The sequence below is a fragment of the Nitrospira sp. genome, assembly GCA_016715825.1.
Lineage (GTDB): Bacteria > Nitrospirota > Nitrospiria > Nitrospirales > Nitrospiraceae > Nitrospira_D.
Map to the genome: position 1 here is coordinate 289,050 of JADJXO010000001.1, position 25,940 is coordinate 314,989.

Sequence of the window (25,940 nt, forward strand, 5' to 3'; positions counted from 1 at the left end):
GTTCGCATGAGCAATCTTGTTTCAGCTACGGTTCATCTCTACCGACACGTCTTCTCCGCAACCTGGCGTTCGCTTACGAAGAGTTGGGTGGTGATGATCGCGCTCATCGTCTTTGCGGTGCTGTTCCTTGGTGCCGCGAGGATTGTCGGCCCGTTGGGAATGGCGGGTGGGTTTCTCCTCGGGATCATCAACGCCCTCTTGGTCGGCGCGACGCTTCGGTTGATCGAGCAATCGTTGAATGGCGCGCGGACGCTTCGACTGACGGACGTGACGGAAAGCTTCGGGCATTACTTTTGGGATGTGATCGGCGTTGGATTTGTCCTCTGGCTACCGACGATGCTGCTTGATATGGGCATGCAAGCGAATCCGTACGGGCAGTTTATTTCTTCGGCATTTCTTCTCCTCGTCTTCATTCTCCTGAACCCGGCCCCGGAGGTCATCTACCAGGTTCGACACAATTCACCGCTGGACGTCTTTAAGACGTCCTATGAGTTTGTGTTGGAGCATTGGATCGAGTGGTTCCTCCCGTTTGCGATCCTCATTCTGCCCGTGGTGCTTTCTCCCAGCGGTCTCCAGGAGTTTTTTTCGCTTTCCGGTCTGGTTGGTCGGGGCGCAGGACTCAATTTCTTCCAAATGCTTATGCTGCCGGTTACGGCGATAGGGGGTTGGTTGTCCTATGTGGGGATTGATTCGGAAGGGCAGGGGATCATTCTGCTCTTACTGACCCCTCCGGTGGCGATGGCCATCCTCCTCTTTCGTGGACATCTTTTTGCGGCGCTTCACGGATCTTCGAGACGGCAACGGATGTTTGCGCGGCAATTTGATGCCAGACAGTAGAGAGGCGTGTAAGAAGATACCTGTTGCGAGTCCTTGGATTACTTTAGTACAGGTAGGCATTCAGAATCATTCATTAGCACCCCCGGTTGTTCGTGACTTGTGAGTCGGGGCTGAAATAGTGTATGTTTTATCCTGCACTTGAGTTCAGCCCAGTTATGATCCCGTCAGGATGAGGGGCGGACTCATGCGGCTTTCGATCTTTTGGCGGTTGGTCCTGACCGCCTTGGTTATCATCACCGTCATGGGAGGAGTCAATCTCTACGCGCTCTTTCAGCTTCGACAATTGGCGTCGATGAGCTCGGAGATGGCGTCGTATCACTATCCGGCGGTCGAGTCCGCCAAGCGGCTGTTGGCGTCCCTCTTTGCGCAGTTGAATAGCGAGAAAAAATTTGTTGCCACAAAAGATCGCACGTTCTTAACCAACTTACAGGAGGAGCTGGATGAGTTCCAACGAAGTCTCCAGCTTCTACGGAGCCAGGAACGCTCCCTACAAGGGCTGACACTACTCCGCGGGACAGGCGATTTGCTCGCAACGCGGATGGCGCTGTTTCAGGATCATTTCCAAGGGGTAGACGAAGGGGCTCCTCGCATAGGGACAGACTATGAGAGCCAACGAGACACCATTATGGACCAGATGTCTGCCTCCATTCAGAGCTATATCGATCTGCATGAGGCTCGGATGAGTGTGGAGGTGAGTGAATCGCGTGCCAGCGCTGCTCAGGCAGAGGCCGTCACGGAACAACTCGTCTTGGTGGCGTTGGTCTTTGGGTTGGGACTTGCCGGTGTCGCCAGCTACACCATTTTGCTTCCGCTCAGACAATTGCAAGGCCATATCAGGAAAATCGGCCAAGGGAATTTGGGCACATCACTCCAGATTAAGGCTCCCGCCGAGCTGCGAGAGTTGGTTGATACGGTGAACTGGATGGGCCAAAAACTGCAGGAACTCGATGATATGAAAACCGAGTTCCTTGCGCACGTCTCGCATGAACTACGGACGCCGATGGCCTCGATTCGGGAGGGGACACACTTACTGCTCGATGAAATCCCTGGTCCGTTGGTGCCCGAACAACGAACGACCCTTCGAATCATGGCTGAAAGCAGCCGGCGATTGATCCATCTGATTTCCACGATTTTGGATCTCTCAAAAATGGAAGCTGGGATGATGGAGTACCGCATTGTCCCAGTCGATCTCCATCGTATTGGGGAAATTTCCATCGACAAAGTCCGGCTCCTTGCCGATGCCAAGCATGTCCAGCTTGTACTGGAAGAGATCGGTGATCGAGTGTGGGTGAAGGCGGATGCGTCTCGTCTTGAACAAGTCTTGGATAATCTACTGTCGAACGCGCTCAAGTTCAGTCCTGAAGGGGGAGTGGTCAAAGTTCAGATGAAGTCTGATCCACAGGCAGGGGTTCTAGAGGTGGCGGTCTCCGATACCGGACCAGGGGTGGTTCCGGAAGATCTTCCACATATATTCGAGCGGTTCTATCAAGGTCGTACGAAAGTGAGACACACCGCGGGGAGCGGGTTGGGGTTGGCGTTGGTAAAAAAAGTTGTCGAGGCGCATGGGGGAAGAATCTGGATCGAGAGTGAGAAGGGGAAGGGGACAACTGTACGGTTTATCCTACGCTTGACCAGGCCAGAAAAGGATGGGCAATCGTGAAAAGAACGGTATCGTGCGGGACAATCGGTCCGATGCTGGTGTTCATCCTACTGGCTGGGTGCGCGGCCTGGACGACACCCGCTCAGGGCTCTCGCTCATACTTCATGACGAATCCACAGGAACTTAAAGTTTTTCAATCGCTTGGAAGAAAACAGGAGGGTTTGATCTCCAGATGCATTGGGCCGAGCCCCTGCGATCATCTCTATTTTTCTCGAGCCTTACTCGGTCTTTACGAAAGTCGCGAAATCGCTGAAAAATATTTCAAACTGGTGGTGGCAACCGCACCGAAAGGGAAATTTGCGGCCTCGAGCGAGGCGTGGCTTCAATTATTACAACAACCTGTGGATCCTGGAGCGAAATCCTGGGTCGAAGCCGTCTCGACGGCCCCTGCCATCGCAGGTGCTCACGCGGCATTGGCGTCGACTGCTGACCGTCTGGTGCGAGACTTGCTTGATCGAGAGTTGGACATTCAACAGCTTCGTTCCACCCAGGGTGACGAATCGGAGACGGTTGAGGCATTGCACCGTGAGCTTGAGGATCGAGAACAGAAGATTGAGTCACTGCAGACCAAAAAGGAATCGGGGAGGATTTCCGTTGGACCGGCGACGATCCAAAGCCTCCAAAAACAGCTCGCAGAACGAGACCGAAAGATTGAAGAGCTCTCGACACAGCTTGATGCGTTGAAACGAATTGATCAGGAGATGCGGGAAAAAGTGCGTCCGATCCGTCCGCCATTGACGACCGTCCCGGTTCCAGGCCCCGAGACGATCCCCTAACGAACATCGGAAGGAATAGTGATTGTATGGAGAAGGAAAACATTCTGGTAGTCGACGATGATGAGGGGCTGCTCCATTTGTTGAAAATGCGGCTGTCTGCCATGGGCTTTTCGGTCACCGCCTGCACCTCGGGACAGGAGGCTGTGGGAGAGGCGAAGAAAACGATGTTCAATTTGGCCATTACGGACCTTCGTCTTCGAGGGGAAGATGGGCTGGATGTCACCGAGGAGCTGCTGAGACAGCATCCTGGATTGCCGGTGATTATCCTCACTGCCCATGGCAGCATTCCCAATGCGGTGGAGGCGATGCAGCGTGGAGCATTTGGGTATCTCACTAAACCGTTCGACGACAAAGAACTCAAAGAGACGATCGAGAAGGCGCTCTCTCAGCAGCGGATGAGTCAGGAAATTCAGCGACTCAAGTCGTTGGTCAAGGAACTCTATGGATTGGAAAATGTCGTCGCGCGCAGTCCGGCGATGCAACGGCTCTTCCAACAGATCGCGCAGGTGGCTGATTCGGATGCCACGATCTTATTGTTTGGTGAAACCGGCACCGGGAAAGAAGTGATGGCTCGTGTCATCCATACCAACAGTCGGCGCAGTAAAGGTCCTTTTGTGGCGCTCAATTGTGCCGCCATTCCTGAAACACTCTTTGAGAGTGAATTATTCGGGCATGTGAAGGGGGCTTTCACGAGTGCGCATGGCGCGAAGCGAGGGCTCTTTCAGATGGCCAATGGTGGCACGTTGTTTCTTGATGAGATCGGCGAAATGCCGTTATCGATGCAGGTAAAACTGTTGCGTGCCGTACAGGAACGAGAGGTTCGTGAAGTCGGGTCGGAGACGTCGGTCAAAGTCGACGTGCGGATCATCGCGGCAACCAATAAGGACCTTGGAGAGGCGGTCAAGAACGGGACGTTTCGGAATGATCTCTTTTATCGTATTTCCGTGGTGCCGCTCTTTATTCCACCCTTACGGGATCGACGTGACGACATCCCACTCCTCGCGCAGCATTTCCTCAAACTGAGTTCGAAACGAGCGAACAAAGAGGTGAAGGGCTTCACTCCGTCTGCGCTCCATCGGCTGATGATCAACCCTTGGCCGGGCAACGTACGGGAGCTGGAAAACGTGGTCGAAAAGGCCGTCGTCATGTCGAGACAAGAGATACTGACACCTGATCTGATGCCGTCGGTCAGTGTGGCTGCGGAGTCGCCGCTCAAGCCGCTTACGGAGGCGAAGGAAGATTTCGAGCGAACCTACCTGAAGAATGTGCTCCAATTGACTGGAGGAAACATCTCACGTGCTGCTCAGTTTGCGGGTCGGTATCGGGCCGACTTCTATAAAATGCTCAGGAAGTACGGTCTGCATCCCTCCACCACGAAGGAGAAGTTCGACTCGGATGTCGAAGCACTAGAGCATGAACGGGATCTGACAGAAGCGGAACGGTAGGTACGCAATCCATGGACCTGTCAGCCGCACTGTATGGATGAGTTCAAAAATGGTGTTTTTCGGGTCATGCAAGCCGAAATTCCTCTTACACATATGATGATCCTCTCGAAAGTTGCCCAGCACGAGAATTTGTAGGATTGGGGCTGATTATCGATGGTTTCAATCTCCACCTACCCCATGACCGAAATCGGGCAGTGCTCTAGAATAACGGCTTCTTTCCCCCGGATATGATGATCGCATGTTGAAAAGCTTTTGAGAGGCTTTCTAACGATGCCCTGTCGCAGACAGGAATAGAAATCTCTCCCTTCTTTTCACCTGGGCTCTTCGCTGACGGCTGATCGGCATCGACAAGTTCATCCAGGTTGGTGACGGCCAATTTCCCCGTTCTGAGGTCTTGGAGGGGTTTGCCTGGTATGGCAAGTGGAGCAACCCATTCGGTTATGCACGCTGTATGCGCGCAGCGTAATCCAATCTCGTAGAGATTCGTGTCCTCCCCATCACGTTGCCGGCTGATGTTCGGAGAGAGGGCGCTCACGTCGAACTCCTGAATTCTCTCTTCTGGTGCTTGGATTTCAAAGATTCCGCTTAACTTCTTGCGTTCATTGAGACGTGTGACAATTCTGAGAGATGACGGAGCCATGACCGCGACGTTCACCTTGGCCGTTCGATCCACCTGCCAGAGAGATCCGTCCGTTGCGATCATGCGCTGCCAGCCGCTGCGCATGGTGGCACACACATCCCATGTGCCTTTGATAAATGCCAGCGTTTCTTCCTGTGATGGTCCCTCAACGCCGGAGGCGTCGTTCGATATTGCTCGTGTCGTCGGCAGAGTCGTCACCAGGAGACCGATACAGGCGGCCAGCCTCGTTGCGTTCCATTTCCCCATCAAGTCCAGGCTCCCTAACAGGTACCATCATAGTAGACCGGCACGGCTGCTCACGCAACAGGGGTTCCACACCTTCTTATCTAGCCTCGGATATTTGAGGTTGTATGGATCAGATTGAAGGGGGAAATGAGATGGTGCAGTAAACCGCCTCAAGGTTGCAACGGCAGCGGAGCGTGTGGAGCTGGCGAGAGGAATCGAACCTCCAACCTGCGGTTTACAAAACCGCTGCTCTGCCGATTGAGCTACGCCAGCATCTCGAAGAGCTACACTTCTACAGACTCTGCATTGTGAGGTCAAGTGTTCCGGGCTGGTTCTTCTGAGAGGGGGGCCCTCGAAACTGATCGAGATCGGTTTCTGGGGTCTTGCCCAAATAGTTGATATGACTTGCTTTGCCCCCCACAGGTTATTATTCTAAGCCCGCGGATAATTTCGTATTCCAAATGGAGTGAGATGGATTGAGTATGAGCCAAGTTCATGTGCTGGTTGTCGATGACGATCCTGCCTTGCGTGAGATTCTCCAGGAAACGCTCATGCGGGAGAGCTATAGCGTGTCTACGGCGGAGGACGGGGCAGGTGCGGTTCAAGCGGTCAAGGAGACGGTGGTCCACATTGTGATCACGGATTTCCAGCTCCCTGATATCGATGGACTCGAGGTAATTGACCGTCTGTCCAAGCTTGACGCGAAGATTATTCCCATCGTCATGACCGGATTCGGCACGATTGAAACGGCCGTCCGTGCCATGAAGTCCGGCGCGTTTGATTTTATTACGAAGCCGTTCGACCTCGGAACCGTCGCAGCGGTTGTGCGCAGGGCCGCAGAATTTCATCGGCTTCGACAAGAAAACCATCTCTTGCGACGCGCAGTACGCGATCAATATCGATTGGAGCAATTGGTGGGGGTCAGCGAACCCATGCAACAGGTGTTGGAGTTCGTCCAAAAGGTGGCCGACAGCGACAGCACGGTCATGATCCAAGGCGAAAGCGGGACGGGCAAGGAGCTGGTCGCGCGCATGCTCCACTTCAATAGCCAGAGGCGAGACCGTCCATTGGTACCCGTGAACTGCGGGGCAATCCCTGAAAATCTCCTCGAATCGGAACTCTTTGGACACGAGAAGGGCGCCTTCACCGGTGCTACGCATGCGCGCATGGGCCGGTTTGAACTCGCTCATGGAGGCACGATTTTCCTGGATGAAATCGGCGAAATGAGTCTCTCCTTGCAAGTGAAGCTTCTTCGGGTCTTGCAAGAGCGGGAATTTGAACGAGTCGGTGGAAACCGGACGATTCATGTCGACGTACGTATCATTGCGGCGACGAATCAGGATTTAGAGGTAATGGTTGAAGAACGCCGTTTTCGGCAAGATTTGTTCTATCGACTGAATGTGATTCCCATTGTCATTCCACCGCTTCGAGAACGCCGCACCGATATTCCGCTCCTCATCGATCACTTTCTGACCCGATTCAATCAGAGCAAGCACACCGGGGTGGTCGGTCTTGACGATGAGGCGCTTCGACTTCTGACCGAATACGATTGGCCGGGAAACATTCGGGAGCTGGAAAACATGATAGAACGGTTGGTCGTTCTGAAGAAACAGGGGATGCTGGCCTCCGAAGACCTTCCGCAAAAGATCAGTCGTCGGTCCATGATCCCAGAGCTGAAAGAACAATTCATACGACTGAGCGAGGATGGCATTCATCTCTCGAGAGAAGTCGAACAGTACGAGAAGCACCTCATCATGGAGGCCTTGAGGAAAGCCAACGGGGTTACCTCCCGAGCGGCCCAACTCCTCCATCTCAATCGAACGACATTGGTTGAGAAGTTGAAGCGCAAGGGGGTTGATCCACGATCACAGGTGGAAACCCTTCCGCTTTGGCCGCGCGTATCCAGTCAAAAGATTGACGACCTCACGACGTAGGCGATGCCGATCCTGACGGAATCCATCCCGTCACACGATCCTTCCTGAAAAATACCCTGATTTCTTTGAACTTTTTTTAGGCTGTCTAGGGCATGAGCCTTGCTGATGCCTTATCACCGTGTATCGATGTGACGTGAGATATGCTCAGCTGATCGGTTCGATTGCCGTCTGGATGGCATGCATCCCCGTGGCGATCGGCGAGTCTCCGTCTCCGTCTTCTTCCACTCTCACGACAACGCCACCGGTCGAACGTTCGGCTACCATGCAAGCTCCGGCATGGATTGAAAGGCTTGCGCAACCGCTACCCGACGATGGGCCGAGGGCAGAAGGCCAATCTTCCGGGATTGATGGACTCGCATGGCAGGAGGGCCGATCTGCCTATAAGAAGGGAGCGTGGGGCGAAGCTCGACGCTTTTTTGAAAAGATCGTGCGCGATCATCCTGAAAGTTCGCTGGTTCCATCTTCAAAAGCATATTTGGTGGAGTTATCACTTCGAGATGAGGCGGTCATGCAGAACCGATCCGAGGCCATTCAAGAGTACAAGAAACTTCTGCGCGACCATCCGCAGTCCTCCAACGCCAGGCGAGCGGAATGGCGGATCGCGGATTTGTACTTTGAACAAGGATGGTTTCAAGAAGCACAGGCATTCTACGAACAAGCCATGGCTCATTCCCTTCATCTTCCCTTCGACGGGGATCGAGCCTTGTTAGGGCTCGGTCAGACGTTGATGGCGACGGGGAAATGGCGAGATGCCGAGCATGCCTTTGCAAATCTGAGAAAGCAAAGTGAGAGTGATTCGTTGCTGCAGGGTGCCACGGTGGGATTGGCCCATGCGTTATTCAGGCAAAAGCGTCTTGTCGAAGCACAGCCCATCTATGATCTGAGCTATCGACGTTGGCCGCATCTGGTCAAAGGCGATCCGGTCACGCTTCAGCGCTATGCCATTACGGAGGCGCACGTGCATCATGACATCTCCGCGCGAGACTTGATGCTCCTCTTTTACAATCTCTATCCACGCCATGGGTATGCGCCAAACGCGTTGCTGCATGTGGCTGAAACCTTGCGAAGTACTGGTCAGAGGCCCCTGGCTGAATTTGTGTATGCCTTGATTCCGTCGATATATCCTCAGAGCCAGCTAGACTCAACGGTCAAACTACGACTTGCCACGCTCCTGACACAGAATCGTGTATCAGACAACGGCAATGTCCTCAGTCCCACCATCGGAGCCATGATTCACAACGTGACGGCTCCGACAGACACCTCGGCTTCCTATCGAGCGCTACTGAAGGAGATCGTCATTCAGGAGTCGGACACTCCTACAGGAAGCGAGGCGCTGTTTTACCTCGGGCAAGAGTACGAGAAGAGAAATGAGCTGAACGAGGCGATTCATACGTACAAAGAAGTGACCTTTCGAACTGCAAGGGGAAGTGAGCCATGGGCCACGAAGGCAGCAGCGCGGTTGTCAGCCCTCCTCGTACCATGGATTCAGGCGGCGATTGCGTCGCATGACGATTGGACGGTCGTCAGTTTGTATCACCGACATGGCGTCATGGCCGAGCAACGGTACGCGCGGTCCCCCGTGTTGCTGGAGATTGCCGAATCCCACAAGCGTCTTGGGTTTACGGCCGAGGCTGTGCGGCTGTTTCAGCACGTCTTGAAAGTGCAGAAAGATTCGGCCCTGGTTGAACCTGCTTTGCTGGGGCTCGGAAAACTCTACCTCGATCAACAGGACCCTGAGGCAGCCAGGAAAGTCCTGGGGCGATACCGGTTTCAATTTCCTCTCGGGCAATACGACGGAGAAGTCCTGCATCTTCTGATCAGCGCCATGCGGCAACAGCGGGACCTGCAAAGCCTCCTTCATCTCTGCCGAACATGGCTTGTGCGTCATCCGGTGCATCGCGAGCGTCCCGCCATGTATGTGCAGCTGGCCAAGACGTTGGGTGAATTGGAAAAGCTCGGTGAGTCCGCATTGGCGTATGAAGAGGCGTTCAAGGCTGGCGCGGCACAGTCTGTCGCCACCTTGTTGCCGTATGCGGATACGTTGTCTCGATTGAATCGACATGAGTCGGCGGTTGCAGCGTACCTTTCGGTGTTGGCAAAGAAACCAACGGCTCGGCAAGCTGAATGGGCCCACTTGCAAACGGCCAAGCATTGGACAGCACTGAAGCAATATGATCGAGCCACCATTGCACTGGCAGAGCTTGATGTCGCCGACGATGGGATGATCAACCGCGTTGCCGCATCTCTCAAACTCAGTCTGCAAACGGCCCGACAATCTCAGAAAGTGAAGGGCCTATGACGAAAGCCGCGGAAGGGAAATTAGAAGAGCGCGCGCTCCTTCAGGCAGCCTTCAGGAGTTTTGACGAAGCAGCACAAACGTTACAACAGTCTTACGATGCATTGACGGCACGTGTTGAGCAGATGGATGTCGAGTTGGCACACAGTAACGACGCGCTTCGCCGGCAACTCAGCGAAAACGAGGCTATGCGAGCGCATCTCAACGGCATTCTCGACTCATTGTCCACGGGAGTGTTGGTGGTCGATGATCAGGGGATGATTGTCCGTTGCAATCACGCTGCTGAGGCCATGCTCGGGACCAGCGCCTCGGAGTTACGGGAGCGCGTGGTGTCGGACGTGCTCGGGGAGCGAGGGGTGAGCGTATGTGATCGGCCGCAACGAGTCGGGCACGCCGTGATGTCGATCAGCGAGGTGCCATTGCGCAATGCCTCCAGAGAAGGGTCTAGTCATCTCATTCTGCTCCAAGATGTCACACGCCTCTATCAGCTTGAAGAACAGTTACAGCGTAAAGATCGATTGGCTGCCATGGGCGAGCTCATCGGTCGCATCGCACACGAAATCAGAAATCCATTGGGGAGTGTCGAGTTGTTTGCATCGATGCTTCAACGCGATCTACCCAAAGAGTCTTCTGCCAAACGGTACGCTGAGCAGATCTCACAGGCTGTCCACTCGATGGATCGACTACTGGCCAATCTTCTCTTGTACACGAGGCCGACTCGTATGGCGAGCGGATGGCATCAGGCCGAATGCTTGATTCATGATTCCATCAAGTTGGCCGCTCATGCGATCACCAAGGTTCCGGTAGAGGTTCGATTGGCCCTGGACAAGGACATTCCCGTGCTCTGGTGTCACGAAGGGCAGTTGAAGCAGGTCCTCGTAAATTTAGTCGTCAATGCCGTGCAGGCGATGCCGAACGGTGGGTGCTTGACGGTCAGCCTGCAGAAAGAGTCTCCGCAGACGCTTGGCGTCGCGGCCGTTCGGCTGGCAGTCAGCGATAGCGGTGTCGGCATTGATCAGGAATTCCGGTCACGCATGTTTGACCCGTTCTTTACGACGAAGGATGATGGAACCGGTCTCGGACTTGCCATTGTCTATTCAATCGTGGAGGCGCACCAAGGACGGATCGATGTCGAAAGCATGATCAAACAAGGCTCGACATTCGCCATCATCCTCCCGCATCCGTCGACGACCGTGACGGCTGGGAAGGGTCAGACGTCGGAGAAGATACAGAACGAATTGGTTGGCGGAGAGCCTGTGGGCCGTGGATTGGTGTGAACGGAGGAATGGCGATATGAATGAACGCGAGAAAAACGCCCCTCTCATCGACAATGGCGAGGAAAGTGAGCGAGTACTGATCGTTGATGATGATCCATCGATGCGAACGGCGCTGCTGGAGACGGTGAAGCGACTGGGGTATGCAGCCCAAGCCGCGATTGATGGGAGCGATGCCTTGGAACGGCTCGTTCGGTTTCGTCCCTGGTTGGTCTTGACGGATCTCAAGATGCCACAGCTGAGTGGTCTCGACTTGATTAAGGAGATCAGGTCTCGATCGCCTCAGGTCACGATCGTCCTCATGACGGCCTATGGGACGATCGAAACCGCCGTGGAAGCCATGAAGCTTGGCGCGAGCGAATACTTGCTGAAACCGTTTTCGATGGATCTCCTGGAACGCACGATCGTGAGCCTGAAGGCAGGACGAGAAGAAGGGCTTCCCGCTGTTGCACTTACGCAATCGACAGAAAGCCGAGCCATCTTAACCCAAGACCCAGGAATGGTCAGACTCTTGAGTACGCTCGAGGGAGTCGCCGCGAGCCAGGCCACCGTGTTGATTCATGGGGAAAGTGGTACCGGGAAGGAGCTTCTGGCTCGATTTATCCATGCCAGAAGCCAGCGAGCGCACCGCCCGTTTATCGCAGTCAATTGCGCGGCGTTGCCCGAGGGCTTGTTGGAAAGTGAATTGTTTGGGCACGAACGTGGGGCATTCACCGGCGCCTTGATCAGAAAAATCGGAAAGTTTGAAATGGCTCATACGGGCACCCTGCTCCTGGATGAAATCAGCGAGATGAATCTTCCCCTTCAAGCCAAGCTGCTCCGGGTACTCCAAGAGCGGGAGGTGGATCGGATCGGAGGGCGCGATCCGGTGCCGGTCAATATCCGAGTGGTCGCAACGACGAATCGGGCCCTGTATCGTGAAGTCGAGCAAGGCCGCTTCCGAGAGGATCTCTATTATCGTCTGAACGTCTTTCCGATCACTGTTCCGCCGCTTCGAGAACGTGCGGGTGACATCCCGCTGCTCGCCAAACATTTTGCGGCTCAATCGACATCAAGGAATGGTCTCGCACCCGCGACTATGTCGGACGCCGCACTGGCGCATTTGCAGCGGTTGGTGTGGAAGGGAAATGTGCGGGAATTAGAGAATGTGATGGAACGGGCGGTCTTGTTGGCAGGAGATGGACCAATTCTTCCCGAGCATTGTCCTTCGGAAACGTCGAGCGAAGCAGTGGGGGTGCCGCTTCGCTCTCAACAACCGATCAATGGATCCTTATGGGAGATGGAGCGGGAATTGATTTTTAAGACACTGGCTCGTGTGAACGATAACCGGACGCATGCCGCGAAAGAACTGGGCATCAGTATCCGCACGTTGCGGAACAAGCTACGGGAATATCGAGAGAGCGAGCGGCCGTTGTCCATTCCATCACCATGAGCGCGGAAACAATTGCCGGTCGGCAGGTTTGTGCTGGGTAGTTTCCCCATGCAAGAGGATAAGGCTGCACTGTGCATCGGAGCGAACCTGAGGAGAGGTCACACGTGCATCGCAATCGGAGTGGAACCGTCTGGCGCGGCACTATGGTTGCATTAGTAATGATGGATGGCTCGCGCATGTGGGAGAGAAAGGGGGTGAGGGGATGACGATCTTTGACAAAACCATGCGGCTATTGCAGCGGACCCTCGATCTTCGTAGTGCCCGGCAACGGGTGATCGCTTCCAACTTGGCCAACGAAGAAACGCCCGGCTATCGCGCGTCCGAACTGACGTTTATGGACCAATTGCAGTCTGTACAGAAAGGGCGCCTCCCGATCGTAATGGCAGCAACTCAATCTCGGCATTTTGGGGTGCGCGGCCCGCAGGGAATCCAAGCCGTGACAGGAAAGCTCAACGAAGTGCCGGCAGGTGATCTGCCGCTCGATGCCAACTCTGTCAACCTTGAACTGGAGATGGCCAAGCTTTCAGAGAACGCGATGCAGTACAACGCCGCTGCGACAATAATGGCCGCAAGATTTCGAACACTTCTGAGTGCCATACGAGATGCGCGATAACGAAGACTTGTTCCAGCGCGGGCCCCTTGCAGGTGATTCTTACTGATGATCTAGATCGAGGAGGTGTTGCATGGAAATGTCCGACAGTCTGGCAGTCTCGGTGTCCGGTTTGGATGCGCAACGACGACGGCTCAATGTCATCGCCAGTAATCTGGCGAACGCCCAATCGACGAAAACGCCCAATGGTGGACCCTACAAGCGTCGGGATGTTGTCTTCCGTTCAACGGCGGTTCCGAGCTCATTTCAGCGCGCCTTTCGTCAAGTCGCAGCCGGGTCCTCGTCTCATGTGCTGGAAGGGGTTTCCGTGGCAAGAGTAGTAGAAGATCCAAAACCGGGACAACTGATTTATGACCCACATCATCCGGATGCTGATCCAAAAGGGTTTGTCCGTCTTCCCAATGTCAACGTCATGGAAGAGATGGTGAACATGATCGGCGCATCGCGCGCCTACGAAGCTAATGTGCAAGCGATCAATGCGACACGCGCCATGTGGAACAAGGCGCTTGAGATCGGGAGGTAGCGATGAGTCAGCTGCATGGTGTGACATCGGGTATTGCTCCTATCGCCGATGTCGCGCGATCAGGGTCGGTCGGCGGCACCGGTACGTCAGGAGCATCCGGGTTCTTGGATTCCCTCAAGTCTGCCATCGGGAAAGTCAATGATGCAGAGATGGAAGCGGGTCAAGCCGTCGATGCCCTCATGACCGGTGAAACACAGGACATTCACCGCACCATGGTTGCGTTGCAGCAGGCTGATGTGTCGTTTCAGCTCATGATGCAGATCAGGAACAAGCTGGTTGCGGCGTATGAGGAAATTCAACGGATGCAAGTGTAAAACGCCACTCGGATTGAGGACATGAAAGGCAGGTATGCTGTCTAAGTTCACTATCAATCAACGCATGATCATCCTCGTTGCCTTGGCGGGATCCGTTGCCGGTCTGATTGCGCTGACCTTATGGACCCAGCAGCCGGATATGCAGGTGCTGTTCACGAACCTGAGCAGTGAAGATGCGGCAGCCATTATCGATAAGCTCAAAGAAACGAAGGTGCCGTATGAAATCACCGGTGGCGGCTCAACCGTCTTGGTACCGAGCGAACAAGTCCATGATTTGCGACTCCAACTTGCGACGCAAGGGCTCCCGCACGGAGGTGGCGTCGGATTTGAGATTTTCGACCGCACGTCTATCGGCATGTCAGAGTTTGTCCAAAAACTGAACTATCGCCGTGCCCTACAGGGGGAGTTAGCAAGGACGATCGCGCAGATGCCCGAGGTGGAGCGAGCTCGCGTTCATTTAGCCCTCCCAGAACGGCGGTTGTTTGCGAGTGAACAAGAAAAAGCGCGCGGATCCGTCATTCTATCGCTGCGCAACGGACAACAGTTGAGTCAAGCACAAGTCCAGGGAGTCATTCACCTCGTCTCCAGCAGTGTGGAAGGTCTCCAAGCTCGGGATGTCACCATCGTCGATGGGCATGGCCGCATGTTGTCGGCGACCATGACGGATGAGACGGCTGGTCTCAGCAACACGCAGCTCGATTATCAACGTAGCATCGAAAAAGATGTGGAGACACGGATTCAAACGATGTTGGAGCGCATTGTCGGTCCGAATAAAGCCGTCGTTCGTGTATCCAGTGTCGTGGATTTCCGCAAAGTCGAGACGACGGAAGAACGCTATGACCCCAACAGCCAGGTGGTACGAAGTGAACAGCGGGGGCAAGAGAAAGCCAATGGTACGAATGGGGTCGGCGGCGGTGTGCCGGGGGTTCAGTCGAATGTTCCGCAAGGTACGGAGCAAGAGCCTGCACAAACCAGTTCAAACAACAGCCAAACGAAAAATGAGACCGTGAACTATGAGATTAGCCGGACCGTGTCGAAAATCGTGGAGCCGGTCGGTCTTATCAAACAATTATCGGTTGCCGTTCTTGTCGACGGGATGTATGAACCGGTGAAAGCCGGTGAGGGAGAGGCAACGGACGCATCGGCCACGGCCAGAAAATACCTACCACGGTCGGAGGAGGACTTGAAACGGATCGAAGACATCGTCAAGAAAGCGATGGGGTTTTCAGCTGAACGGCAGGATCAAGTGCAGGTGGTCAATGTGCAATTCGGAACCGGGCCGGATGAGGCGCAAGGCATGGTGGCTGAAGCCGAGTCGGAAGGTCGCACGGCGTGGCTTCCCTATCTTCGCTATGGCGTCGGGCTCATTCTGTTTGCGGTGATTTTCTTGTTCGTCGTTCGCCCGTTACTGGCGATGTTGGGATCGACGACTGAACAGATGCACTCCGAAGCGTCGGCGTCCGCTCTTCCTGGCGGTATGGGAATGGGGCAGCGGCATTGGCCGATGCTCCGGATCATGCGCAGATCATCGACATGGCCCGAAAGAACCCTGATACGACGGCGGTCGTGGTGAAACAGTGGCTCAAGAGTCCGACGTGACCTAGGCATGGCGAAGAATCTGACGGGCGAACAGAAAGCGGCGATTCTTCTTCGCGCCATCGGTGAAGAGGCGGCTGCCCAAGTCATGAAGCAACTTGATCCGAAGGAGATCAAGAAGCTCGGAGGGTTCATGACCGGGACGGCACAGATCTCTCGCGACGAGGAAGAGGCGGTTATTTCTGACTTTCAAGCGGCGAGTGCGACGGGTGGCGTTCAGTTTCAGGGGAAAGAGTTCATTAAGACGGTATTGACGAAGGCGCTCGGACCGGAGAAAGCTGCGCGGATCATCGAGTCCATGACGCAGAAAAGCTATCCTGGGCTGGAGGCATTGAAATGGGTGGACGTGAAAACGCTCACGCAAATGCTGAAGGTTGAACATGCCCAAACCGTTGCGGTGGTACTTGCTCATATAGAGAGCGATCAAGCGAGCCAAGTGTTGGCGGCTCTTCCGGAGGACATGCGGGGGGATGTGGCGCTTCGGCTTGCAACAATGGAGGAGGTGCAGCCGGATGTCTTGGAGGAACTGAGCGAGACACTACAGGAAACGTTGGTGACCGGGCAAGAGATGGGATCCCAGAGCGTCGGAGGGGCGGAGGTGATGGCCAATATCTTGATGAGAATGGACAAGACGAACGAAGGCGGCATCATGACCAGAATTTCTGAGAAAAGCCAAACCCTTGCCGATAATATCCGGGCGCTCATGTTTGTGTTTGACGACATGGTGAAGGTGGATGATCGTGGGATGCAAGAGCTGATGAAGGAAATCAGCAAGGAAGATCTGCCGGTGGCACTGCGCGGCGCGAATCCAGACGTGAAAGAGAAATTTTTTAAGAATATGTCCAGCCGTGCCGCAGAAATGTTGAAGGATGATATGGAGGCACGGGGACCGGTCAAAGTGTCCGATGTGGAGAAGGCGCAACAGAATATTCTCAAGGTCTGTCGCAAGCTGGAAGATGAGGGGCGCATCGTGATCGCCGGCGTGGGAGAGGAGATGTTGTAGTGAATGGTGCGGCAATGATCGCGGGGATGTTTCGCGAACACGAGCTTGCTCAGCTGCAGGAAACGATCCTCATCGTTGATGATGAAGAGGCGATGCGGAGTCTCTTTCTCGAGCTGCTCCGACCTGAACGAGTACCAGTGCGTGTCGCTGGATCAGGGCAAGAGGCGATTGCAATGGTGAAGGAGATGCCTCCCGCGCTCTTGATAGCCGACATCAAGCTGCCGGACCAAGATGGGATTGCCGTCCTAGAGGAAGCCCAGAAGATCGATGGTCGGATCATTGGCGTGGTGATGACGGGAGCCGCGACCGTCGAACTCGCAGTCCGGTCAATGAAAGCGGGCGCCATTGACTTTCTGATCAAGCCGTTCCAGACCGAACTTGTGAGAGGAACCGTACGGCGGTTATTGGAACTCCATCGGTTGCGGGCCGAGAACACGGTGTTGAAACATGCGGCTGTCCGGTCAGGTGCGGTGCGACTGCACAGCGTTCCGTTTCAAATATTTGGAGAGAATGGTGAAACGGCGGACGAGGATGACCGGCAGGCTGAACATGAGAGCGGCCTTGCAGATAGACAGCGCCAGATGGAGGAAGAGCGCCGGCACGATCTGGCCGTTTTGATCGAGGCGGCGAGGACATTTGATGCAGCTCGGACTACCTTGCAGCGATCGGTCGAGGATCAGGTGATTGCGCTGTCCCTTCAGATCGTGTCCAAAATTCTGCATGAGACGGCCGAATCGAGTCGGGACCAAATTGTCATCCAGGTCAAGGATGCACTCGGTGCGGTGGGAGAGTCGGATGCCGTGGTGATACAGGTGCATCCACTCGATGCAGCCGTGGTTGAGGCCGCTCGTATGGAGCTGACACGGCAATCAGACACTGCGTTGAAGCTGACCATTGAACCGGTGGCTTCGCTTCCACGGGGCAGCTGTCTGGTGCAGACCAGCACCCGATTAGCGGACGCGTCTCTCGACACGCAGTTGCTCCGATTAGGCGATACCTTAAGGAACCGAGCCTACTATGCGCCTTAGCAGCCTCATCGAAGATGTCGACCCAATTGAGGTGTCAGGGAAAGTTTCGCAAGCGGTGGGAATCGTCGTGGAAGGATATGGGCCCATGACGACGGTCGGCGAACTGTGTCGGATTACGCGGGAAGTGGGGGAAGGACCGATCGCTGCAGAGGTGGTGGGATTCCGTGGAGATCGTGTGTTGTTGATGCCACTCGGAGCGATGCAGGGCATCGGCCCGGGAAGTCGAATTACCATGACTGGACAGGTGGCCAACCTGGCCGTCGGACCTGGCCTGTTGGGACGTGTGCTTGACGGTTGCGGTACGCCTCTCGACGGAAAGGGTCTGCCTGCGATGCATGCCAGATATCCGCTCCATGCCGAGGCTCCGAATCCGTTGCAGCGAGCACGCATTCACGCGCCCCTTGATCTCGGGATTCGTGCGATCAACGGCTTTCTAACCTGTGGCCGAGGCCAAAAAATGGGGATCTTCTCCGGTTCCGGCGTCGGCAAAAGTGTGATGTTGGGCATGATCAGTCGCTACACAAGAGCAGATGTGAACGTCATTGCCTTGATCGGAGAACGAGGCCGGGAGGTGAACGAGTTTTTGGAGCGCGATCTTGGTCCTGAGGCGCTTGCACGCTCCGTGGTGGTCGTGGCGACTTCCGATCAGGCCCCGCTTATCCGACTCCGGGCTGCATTGGTGGCGACGACGATTGCCGAGTACTTCCGTGACGCGGGGAAGCACGTCTTGTTGCTGATGGATTCATTGACGCGATTGGCCTACAGTCAAAGAGAGGTCGGTCTGGCGATCGGGGAGCCTCCAGCGACGAAGGGGTACACTCCCTCCGTGTTTGCGTTCCTGCCGAAGCTCTTAGAACGTGTGGGGACGGGACCTGGTCCAGGCACCATCACCGGATTGTATACAGTGCTTGTCGATGGAGATGATTTGAATGATCCAATCGCCGATACCGTCCGGTCGATCCTCGACGGGCATATCGTCCTGTCTCGTACGCTGGCGGCACGCAATCATTTTCCCGCCATCGATCTACTCCAGAGCACCAGCCGTGTCATGCGAGATATCGTCAGTCGATCACACTATGATGCGGCGAGGCGTCTTCTGGAATTGGTCGCCCGATATCGGCAATCTGAGGACTTGGTTCTCCTCGGAGCGTACAAACCAGGGATGAATGCCAGCCTTGATCGTGCCGTTGAGGCTCAGGATGCGATCAACGGGTATTTGCGACAGGATATCGATCAGGGAGCAAGCTTTGCGTCGTCTGTGGGGCAGCTCGAAACGCTGGCCAAGCACAAGGCATGAGCCTCGACTCGTTACGGAAGTTGCGCGAACAGAGGGTCGAGGCCCTTATGATGGAATTGGCCAAGATTGCTCAATCTCTTTCGCGCAACGAAACACGGTCTCGTGAGGTTGAAGCGGAGATGCAAGTGGATACCGAACGGTATAGGCAACATATGCAGCAAGGGCTCACCATCGAGGGACTGCTGGAGTGGCAGGCTCGATTGGGTTCGCACGAGGCGACCTTGCGTCAGGTGCACCGTGACATTGAGCACGCCGCCTTGTTGTGGAATCGTACCAACAGTCTCCTTGTCGAAGCGAGCCAGGAGTGTAAGGTGCTTGATCGTGTCCTCGAACGGCGGGAGGCAATCCATCGAGCTGACGTAGTCCGTCGGGAGCAGCAGACGATGGATGAGGCGGCAAGTCGCCGTTGTTCGCCACGATGAGGGTGTGGTTCATGAACTCATCTTCTACCGTGCTCAAGGCAGAACGGGTTTGGCGTACTCGTATGGGACATGATGGCTCAACCGTACGACCCAATCGGCGCGCCCTCCTGTTGAGGTTGGCTGCTGGACTTCTTGTGTCGACCATCCTTCTCTGGGTCATGGTGCAATTGGGACAAGCCTCTTCTGAACAAAAACCTTCCAAGACATCCCCGACCGCATCACCGTCGTCGTCCCTGGATATGGGAGAGCCTGCTCGACATGGAGAGCAGAAAGAAATAGCTGACCAGAACGATGCCACGCTCTTAGCGCCTCCTACGAGTCAGGGGCCTGCCGTTGAGGTTCCGCGCGAGGTGCTGGAGATGCTGGAACAGCGCAAACGTGATCTGGATCGACGAGAAGCGACGATTCGTGAACATGAGGAACGGCTCATGATCGTTCGTACCCAGATCGAGGAGCTGTTGGAGCAGAACGAAGCGTTGGAAAAGAAGATTCAAAGTGCACAAGAGAAAAAAGAAGAACAGGCCTCGGTTAAGCAGGTTAAGGCCCAGGGTGAGAAAGAACGTCAGGTACAGGAGGAACGGACCAGGCTGGCGAAAATGTACGAGTCCATGCCGTCGGAAGATGCGGCGGCTCGGCTGGAGCATATGCCGGATCGGAAGGCGGTCGAAATCCTTCGACTCGTCAAATCGAAAACCGCAGGGTTGATACTTTCCCAAGTCAAAGCAGATCGAGCCGCGAAGCTTACCGAACAGTTGTTGGCACAAGTGCCATAGCGCAGTCTCTTCACACCTTCCTACGGCTCCCTATCCCTCGGCTTGTCTTACGACAAGGCGATGGCATCCTCCTGAATGCGGACATCAGAGGGGCATTCAGCCTGTGGTCGCTTCTGGCCAGGGGCGGATAGGGCGGAGGACTCCCGTCGTCGCACTGTCTGTAATCCCAAAATGATAATGTCCGCTTTGACCAAGATAGAAATGTCCTCTTGCTTGGTAGACTGTCGGCTCTCACCAGGAGGGCTGGATGGTCGGAGAGGACCGGGTCATCATGAGCGTGAAGGAATTGCGACGGCTGCCTGTGATTCAACAGGCGCTGGAAAAGAAGCTGACCCAGAAGCAGGCGGGGGAGCTCCTGGGGCTGACCGTGCGGCAGGTGCGGCGCCTCATCCAACGGGTTCGGCACGAGGGAGAGCGGGGGGGGCGCATCGGGGACGGGGGAAGCCGTCGAACCGGCGGATCCCGGCGAAGGTCACAGCCAAGGGGCTGAAGCTGTACGAGACACGGTATGGCGATTTTGGGCCGACGTTGGCGGCGGAGAAGCTGGCCGAGCGCCACGGGATTACAATCAGCGACGAGACGCTGCGGGGCTGGTTGCTGGAGAACGGGGTCGATCATTTTCGACGACGGAAGCGCCCACATCGGGCCTGGCGGGAGCGAAGAGCACCTGTGGGGGAACTGAGCTAGGCTCGAAAAAGTGGACGCCTTCAACCTACAATCAGAGGTCTGGAGGTGTGAGATGGAACAGATACCGCGGCAGCAGTATACGAAGGAGTTCCGAGAGCAGGCCGTGCGGCTAGTCCTGGAACAGCAGGTGACGATTCCGGAGGCCGCCAGGCGCCTGAGCATGTCGGGCAAAACGCTCAAGAACTGGTCGGGCGAGCTCGGCACGGCCAGCTTGCGACAGTGGGCGCGAGCCGACGGCCCGTGACGGAGCTTAGAAGCAGAGCCGTCCCGGCTCAAACGTGATCTTGCGGAAGCACGGATGGAGCGCGACATTTAAAAAGCCACCGCGTACTTTGCGAACCGCGCAGCTGCCCGCTACGCGCTGATGAGGCCGCTGCGTGCCCACTCTCCGCTGCGTCTGTTGTGCCGGGTGCTGGAGGTGTCTCGAAGCGGCTACTATGCCTGGCAGTATCGGCGGCCGTCCAAACGCGATCAGGTGATTGCGCGGCTGGAAGTGGCGATCCGCCGCCCATGTGCGCACCCGTCAGACGTACGGCCCGGAACGGCTTCGCCGAATTGCATGCCGACGGGTTCCCCGCTGGGATCGGCCGCATCAAGCGACTGCGGAAGAAACTGGGCCTGCGCTGTACCCAGGTCCGCCGGTTCACGACGACCACGGATTCGACGCATGCGCTGCCGGTCGCGGACAACGTATTGGCGCAGACCGTTGCCGCCACACGACCGAACGAGACCTGGGTGACCGACATCACGTACGTGCCGACCGCGGAAGGCTGGCTGTATCTCGCGGGCATCAAGGATTTGTTCACCTGCGAGGTCGTCGGACATGCGATGGGGCCGGATGACGACGGAGTTGGTGAGCCAGGCGCTGGGCGCGGCGGTATGGGCAAAGCGCCCACACCCGGGACTGATCCACCACTCCGATCGTGGCTCACCGTATTGTGCCCAGGCCTATCAAGATCAGGTCCGCCAATGTGGGATGACCGCGTCCATGAGTCGGCGAGGCAACTGCTACGATAATGCTCCGATGGAAAGTTTTTGGGGCACGCTGAAGAACGAACTGGTGCATCACCGGCGCTACGAGACCCGTGAGCAAGCACGGCGCGAGATCGCGGAGTACATCGAGATCTTCTATAACCGACAGCGGCGGCACTCACGCCTCGGGAATCGCTCGCCAGTGGCGTTTGCCCAGCAGTGGGCCCGTCAACAACCGGCGGTGTGAGGCTGTCATTCATGGCGTCCACTATTGACAACCGAGGAGGTCACACATCACGCATCAGGGGCACGGGCTCGCCTATGCCCGCATCGCCGCCCGTCCGGGACGCCCGGCAGTACCGCAGACGGAGTCCCGCCGGCACCGGCCGGTCACACAGGGGCCGACTCATCCATGGCGCAAACGGGCGCTGCCTCCACGAGAACTGCTGGCGGCGGGGCCCATCCCATAAACCGGACATTTCTACTCTGGGGGGAAGAGGACATTTCTAAATTGGGTTGACACCGTCGTCGCACTGTCTTGTATCTTCTGCGAGAGTTAAATTATACTACGTAGGTCTTTCAGTCGCTGTAGCAAGTTCCTGGCTCTGGAAAGGGGTGTCTCATGCATAAGGGTCGAGTGTTGCCCGTCCGCTCTCCGCAACTTGTGCTGGGTGTGGCAGCCTGTCACGTCTTCGCCTTGATTGTTGGGATAGGAGCCATTTCTCGCCCTGCACTAGCAGGACCACCTGTCCCCTTTAGCGCGAGTGGTACCATTTTGACGATTGATGCGGGGGATGTTCGCTCGGCCGGGCAGAGCGGACGATTCATCGTGAGGGATCGACAGATTACCGGGACCCTCACAGGATCGATTGGAGGAACGGCTGGTGTCCCGTTCGTCATCACCTATGATTCTAACGTGCCGCTTGCCACTCAGTCGGGGCGCATTCATGCTCGGTTGATTGCGGGCGTCTATGAAGCAAATATGACGATGGCCTCCAACGCAGGACCGACTCCGGTCGAGTGTGAGACTCCGGATGGTGCGACGTGCATTGCGACGGGAGCTGGAAATTTCGTTCCGGGGCTTCTACTGAACGGGCGGATGAATTTCCTCAGTGGGGCGAAAGGTCAGGGCACGGTCAATGGGTGGCTGATTCCGATCTTGGATGAGCGAGGACATATCGTCAGCATTGCAGCCAGTCTTTTGAGTCTGAGTGGCCGGTGGATGCCGTAAAGGCCGAGTTTCAGAGCATTGACTAAGGACTAGCTGGTCGGTAGAGTCTTCCTATGATACCGATTGTGATCATTGGGTTCTGGCTTGTGTATGGGGTTGCTCCGGTTCAGGCAACCCAAGCGGATACGTTCGATCCGGACCAACCGTTCGAACAGGTGTTAGGCACCGGGATTCTTCGTTCCTTGTTGAACCAGGCACTGGATCGTCTGGATGAGCATGTTGAAATTTCCGGCAATCTCAACCTGGATGAAACGAATGGTGATCAGGGGAAGCATCTACGTTTCAAGTTCTATCCAGAAGGCAAGTCAAAGTCCGAGCAGCATTTCGCGGCCGAAGGTTGGTTCCAGTCATCTCCCGAATCCGGCCAGCACGATTGGCATTTCAAGTTCAAACGGCCGGAGGATCGTCCACAGAAATCTCCTCCCCAGTTGGAAGCACCGCTGTAGTTCAGGACAAGGCAAGTCCTCATTCGGTCACAGGAAACTTTTGCCCACCACCCAATCAAGTTTTCCTTTTTCCTGAAAACGTCGTTGGCCTCGTCAGTGTAACAACCAATATATCAAAGACTTTGCGATCAACCTCAGTGGCATAGGGATTGTATTGTTCCATGCCGGATCATCACGAGGGGTGACGCACGTGGCAACCTTTGCAGCAGACATCCTGTCCGTCTTCTCCGGTCCTCCAGGAGATGGTGGTATACGACATGTTCGGGACACGTCACTCAACTCTGCCGGGAGCCGCAAGAAGTTTTCGTCGGTGCTTCGTTCGGTTCGTGGTGAGGCGAGGGGAGACACTGTTCGCCAAGCGGAAGATCCGCGACCAGTGAACAACACCGATAGTGGCTCTGCGGCGAAAGGAACGAACGAGCCTAAGAATTCTCCTCGCTTCGATAAAGCTGATGCCTCCTCTCAGACAACGGAGAAGGTCGAGACAACTAAGAGGGACGAGAAGCTTACTGATGAGACCAAAACAGGCTCTGAATCCTCAGCCCGTCAGACTGATAGTGGGTCTGGTCTCCAAGATCAGGGAACGCTCCCGTTATCGGGTCTGATGTTTGTTTCGAACCAGCCTCCGGTGGCGGATGAGGCACACGTTCAGACAGAGACCGATCCTCACATACTTGGCGACGAAACGAGTGTGGACACGAGCACAGCGCACCCGTTGATCTCCGACGAATCGAGCGATACCGTTACCACCACTCCGGAGACGAATGGGAACCACTTCTCTCCGAATCGTATGGGGGGGATGTTTGATCCTTCCTCAACACAACTCTCACACCGGGCCGACTCTTCCATGAATGACGGTGAAGGAAATGTACCGGGTGTCGGAGCAGAGGTAACGGAAGTGATCGAAGACAGTGGAAGGATTGCGGTCGATCTGAGTGAGGCTACACCTGTTCAGGAAAATGCCATTCCTACTGAACCACCTCGATTTCACGATTCAGGTATTCCACAGGTTCCAGAAGCCTATGTCCAGAGTCCCTCGTTGGAGGGAAGTGTCTTAGCAGCGAAGATCGAGACAGCACCACATGGTCCGGAGCTCGCCGATCATTCGGTTTCCAGTCTGGCCGCTCGGCAGGTACCGGCCATCGGAGATCATCATTCCATCGGTACAGGCATGGAGCAGTCGTTTACAGAGGGGCGACAATTCGGCCGCGAAGGATCTGCGCAGTTTGCTGAACTCTGGCCTGGTCCTAATGGGAGGCAGATGGACACAGGTGAACCGAAGCTCTCCCAGCCGTTTGTCGTTGATCCTACGATCGTCACTGGATCAGTAGCGGACTCGACTGTACCCGGATCGTCACGCCAAGCCATCTCTCTTCCTGGAACTCCGGCACCGACGTCGTTTGTCAGTCAAGTTCCGCCTGGTTCAAAGGTGGAGGATACCGCTCAATCAACCGGTCTGCCGACGATGCGATCAGTCGTCGTCAACGTCACTCAGCCCGACTTGGGGCACGTGAATATCCGCGTCGCAATGACCAATGATGTGGTCCATACCCATTTCTCATCCGACCGGCTTGAAGTCGGGCAGTTCATCGTGAATGGTCAGGATCGCCTTCAGGCAGCATTGCAATCGAGCGGAATGGATATGGGACAGTTTCGGGTCGACATTGATCGCCAGAGCGGAGGGCGGTCGTTTCAACAGAGCGCGTCTCAGGATCATGGTCAGTCTTGGAGTCAGGGGTCAGATGGGATGGGACAGGAGTCCCGTCCAGATCAGCAGAACCCTATGCGTGGCACACTGCCCGGTTTGTTGAATGTGGTCGCCTAAGCAGGAAGGGAGATTGTCGACATGCTTGATGTATCCGAACTGACCTCTGCAGGCGCGACACCCGCTCCTGAACGAACAGGGCCACGCCCATTAGGACAAGATGACTTTCTGAAACTCCTCATCACACAGCTCAAAAACCAGGACCCTTTGAATCCGACGGACAATACCGAATTCGTGTCGCAACTCGCACAGTTCAGCCAGCTCGAGCAGAGCGCCAAGCAGGCGCAGTTGCTCCAGCAAAGTCTGGATGCCCAAACGGCGTCGCTGCAGTTCACGTTGCTGCCCATGATCGGTCGGACGGTCACCATCGGGCAGCCGGTAGTCCAACTTGGAGACGGACCAGCGGCCTTTGGCTATACACTCGACAAGCAAGCGCAGAAAGTTCTTGTGAGTATTCAGGACCATCAGGGGCAAGTCGTACGGAGCCTGGAATACCACGATCAACAAGCGGGAGTCCATGCAGCTGAATGGGATGGAAAGGATCAAGACGGCATCGCGATGCAGAAAGGGCTCTACCGGTACATCATTTCAGCACTGGATGCTGAAGGGAAAGCGGTTCCCGTGGAGGGGCGTGCCGCGCTCACTGTGACCGGAGTGCGTATGGAGGAGGGACAAGCCAAGCTGCTTGTGGGTGATTTGGCCATCGACCCATCAGCGATCGTTGAGTTGCGGTAAACAAGAGGAGGATTTGCAC

23 protein-coding genes, 1 tRNA gene and 1 pseudogene are annotated in these 25,940 nt (G+C 55.7%); 23 read left to right on the top strand and 2 right to left on the bottom strand.

Features of this window, described 5'->3' with window-relative positions; genetic code table 11:
• Positions 1-6 precede the first annotated feature (6 nt).
• From IPM58_01395 to IPM58_01410, 4 genes are all read left to right on the top strand, one after another.
• Entirely contained in the window at positions 7-837 is an 831-nt protein-coding gene (locus IPM58_01395; GenBank protein MBK9305760.1) for a hypothetical protein, read from the top strand.
• Positions 838-1,021: 184 nt separating this feature from the next.
• Positions 1,022-2,497 carry a HAMP domain-containing histidine kinase gene (locus IPM58_01400; protein MBK9305761.1) on the top strand — a complete coding sequence of 492 codons (1,476 nt, stop codon included), beginning with the start codon at positions 1,022-1,024 and terminating at the stop codon, positions 2,495-2,497.
• Positions 2,494-3,273 (top strand): hypothetical protein, encoded by a 780-nt coding sequence (locus tag IPM58_01405; GenBank protein MBK9305762.1) that lies wholly within the window; start codon positions 2,494-2,496, stop codon positions 3,271-3,273. Before IPM58_01400 ends, IPM58_01405 begins: the two co-directional genes overlap by 4 nt.
• A gap of 26 nt (positions 3,274-3,299) precedes the next feature.
• Positions 3,300-4,718 carry a sigma-54-dependent Fis family transcriptional regulator gene (locus IPM58_01410; GenBank protein MBK9305763.1) on the top strand — a complete coding sequence of 473 codons (1,419 nt, stop codon included), beginning with the start codon at positions 3,300-3,302 and terminating at the stop codon, positions 4,716-4,718.
• Between the two features lie 199 nt (positions 4,719-4,917).
• Here IPM58_01410 and IPM58_01415 read toward each other — a convergent pair whose 3' ends face one another.
• Together IPM58_01415 and IPM58_01420 are read right to left on the bottom strand one after the other, a co-directional pair.
• A complete protein-coding gene (locus tag IPM58_01415) occupies positions 4,918-5,604 on the bottom strand; it encodes a hypothetical protein (GenBank protein MBK9305764.1) in 687 nt (228 codons plus the stop codon).
• Between the two features lie 176 nt (positions 5,605-5,780).
• A tRNA-Thr gene (locus IPM58_01420) sits at positions 5,781-5,856 on the bottom strand.
• Between the two features lie 209 nt (positions 5,857-6,065).
• Between IPM58_01420 and IPM58_01425 the strand changes: the two genes are divergently transcribed.
• The 19 genes and pseudogenes from IPM58_01425 to IPM58_01515 all read left to right on the top strand — a co-directional run bounded on the left by IPM58_01425 (position 6,066) and on the right by IPM58_01515 (position 25,921).
• Positions 6,066-7,517: a sigma-54-dependent Fis family transcriptional regulator gene (locus IPM58_01425; GenBank protein ID MBK9305765.1), complete on the top strand. Its 1,452-nt coding sequence runs from the start codon at positions 6,066-6,068 to the stop codon at positions 7,515-7,517.
• Positions 7,518-7,779: 262 nt separating this feature from the next.
• Positions 7,780-9,816, top strand: a complete 2,037-nt coding sequence (locus IPM58_01430) for a tetratricopeptide repeat protein (GenBank protein ID MBK9305766.1) — start codon at positions 7,780-7,782, stop codon at positions 9,814-9,816.
• Positions 9,813-11,090, top strand: coding sequence for a PAS domain-containing protein (locus tag IPM58_01435; protein ID MBK9305767.1), 1,278 nt, complete (start codon positions 9,813-9,815; stop codon positions 11,088-11,090). The genes IPM58_01430 and IPM58_01435 overlap by 4 nt, the downstream gene beginning before the upstream one ends.
• Before the next feature lie 16 nt (positions 11,091-11,106).
• Positions 11,107-12,519: a sigma-54-dependent Fis family transcriptional regulator gene (locus IPM58_01440; protein ID MBK9305768.1), complete on the top strand. Its 1,413-nt coding sequence runs from the start codon at positions 11,107-11,109 to the stop codon at positions 12,517-12,519.
• A gap of 202 nt (positions 12,520-12,721) precedes the next feature.
• Positions 12,722-13,132, top strand: a complete 411-nt coding sequence (flgB, locus tag IPM58_01445; protein MBK9305769.1) for a flagellar basal body rod protein FlgB — start codon at positions 12,722-12,724, stop codon at positions 13,130-13,132.
• 70 nt (positions 13,133-13,202) lie between these two features.
• Positions 13,203-13,652, top strand: coding sequence for a flagellar basal body rod protein FlgC (gene flgC, locus IPM58_01450; GenBank protein MBK9305770.1), 450 nt, complete (start codon positions 13,203-13,205; stop codon positions 13,650-13,652).
• A 2-nt stretch (positions 13,653-13,654) separates the two neighbouring features.
• Positions 13,655-13,966 carry a flagellar hook-basal body complex protein FliE gene (gene fliE, locus IPM58_01455; protein ID MBK9305771.1) on the top strand — a complete coding sequence of 104 codons (312 nt, stop codon included), beginning with the start codon at positions 13,655-13,657 and terminating at the stop codon, positions 13,964-13,966.
• Positions 13,967-14,000: 34 nt separating this feature from the next.
• On the top strand, positions 14,001-15,539 hold the full coding sequence (fliF, locus tag IPM58_01460; GenBank protein MBK9305772.1) for a flagellar M-ring protein FliF: 1,539 nt from the start codon (positions 14,001-14,003) through the stop codon (positions 15,537-15,539).
• A 33-nt stretch (positions 15,540-15,572) separates the two neighbouring features.
• Positions 15,573-16,565 carry a flagellar motor switch protein FliG gene (gene fliG, locus IPM58_01465; GenBank protein ID MBK9305773.1) on the top strand — a complete coding sequence of 331 codons (993 nt, stop codon included), beginning with the start codon at positions 15,573-15,575 and terminating at the stop codon, positions 16,563-16,565.
• Positions 16,565-17,593, top strand: coding sequence for a response regulator (locus IPM58_01470; GenBank protein MBK9305774.1), 1,029 nt, complete (start codon positions 16,565-16,567; stop codon positions 17,591-17,593). The genes fliG and IPM58_01470 overlap by 1 nt, the downstream gene beginning before the upstream one ends.
• A complete protein-coding gene (locus IPM58_01475) occupies positions 17,583-18,890 on the top strand; it encodes a FliI/YscN family ATPase (protein ID MBK9305775.1) in 1,308 nt (435 codons plus the stop codon). Before IPM58_01470 ends, IPM58_01475 begins: the two co-directional genes overlap by 11 nt.
• The gene (locus IPM58_01480; protein MBK9305776.1) at positions 18,887-19,312 is read left to right on the top strand and encodes a flagellar FliJ family protein; all 426 of its coding nucleotides are present in this window, start codon (positions 18,887-18,889) and stop codon (positions 19,310-19,312) included. The genes IPM58_01475 and IPM58_01480 overlap by 4 nt, the downstream gene beginning before the upstream one ends.
• A gap of 11 nt (positions 19,313-19,323) precedes the next feature.
• Positions 19,324-20,085, top strand: coding sequence for a hypothetical protein (locus tag IPM58_01485; GenBank protein MBK9305777.1), 762 nt, complete (start codon positions 19,324-19,326; stop codon positions 20,083-20,085).
• 247 nt (positions 20,086-20,332) lie between these two features.
• A complete protein-coding gene (locus IPM58_01490; protein ID MBK9305778.1) occupies positions 20,333-20,575 on the top strand; it encodes a helix-turn-helix domain-containing protein in 243 nt (80 codons plus the stop codon).
• 249 nt (positions 20,576-20,824) lie between these two features.
• Positions 20,825-21,991: pseudogene (locus IPM58_01495) on the top strand (IS3 family transposase).
• A gap of 375 nt (positions 21,992-22,366) precedes the next feature.
• A complete protein-coding gene (locus IPM58_01500) occupies positions 22,367-22,975 on the top strand; it encodes a hypothetical protein (GenBank protein MBK9305779.1) in 609 nt (202 codons plus the stop codon).
• A gap of 53 nt (positions 22,976-23,028) precedes the next feature.
• Complete coding sequence (locus tag IPM58_01505) at positions 23,029-23,421, top strand: hypothetical protein (GenBank protein ID MBK9305780.1); 393 nt, start codon at positions 23,029-23,031, stop codon at positions 23,419-23,421.
• Positions 23,422-23,611: 190 nt separating this feature from the next.
• A complete protein-coding gene (locus IPM58_01510) occupies positions 23,612-25,246 on the top strand; it encodes a flagellar hook-length control protein FliK (protein MBK9305781.1) in 1,635 nt (544 codons plus the stop codon).
• A gap of 21 nt (positions 25,247-25,267) precedes the next feature.
• Entirely contained in the window at positions 25,268-25,921 is a 654-nt protein-coding gene (locus IPM58_01515; protein ID MBK9305782.1) for a flagellar hook assembly protein FlgD, read from the top strand.
• Positions 25,922-25,940: the final 19 nt, after the last annotated feature.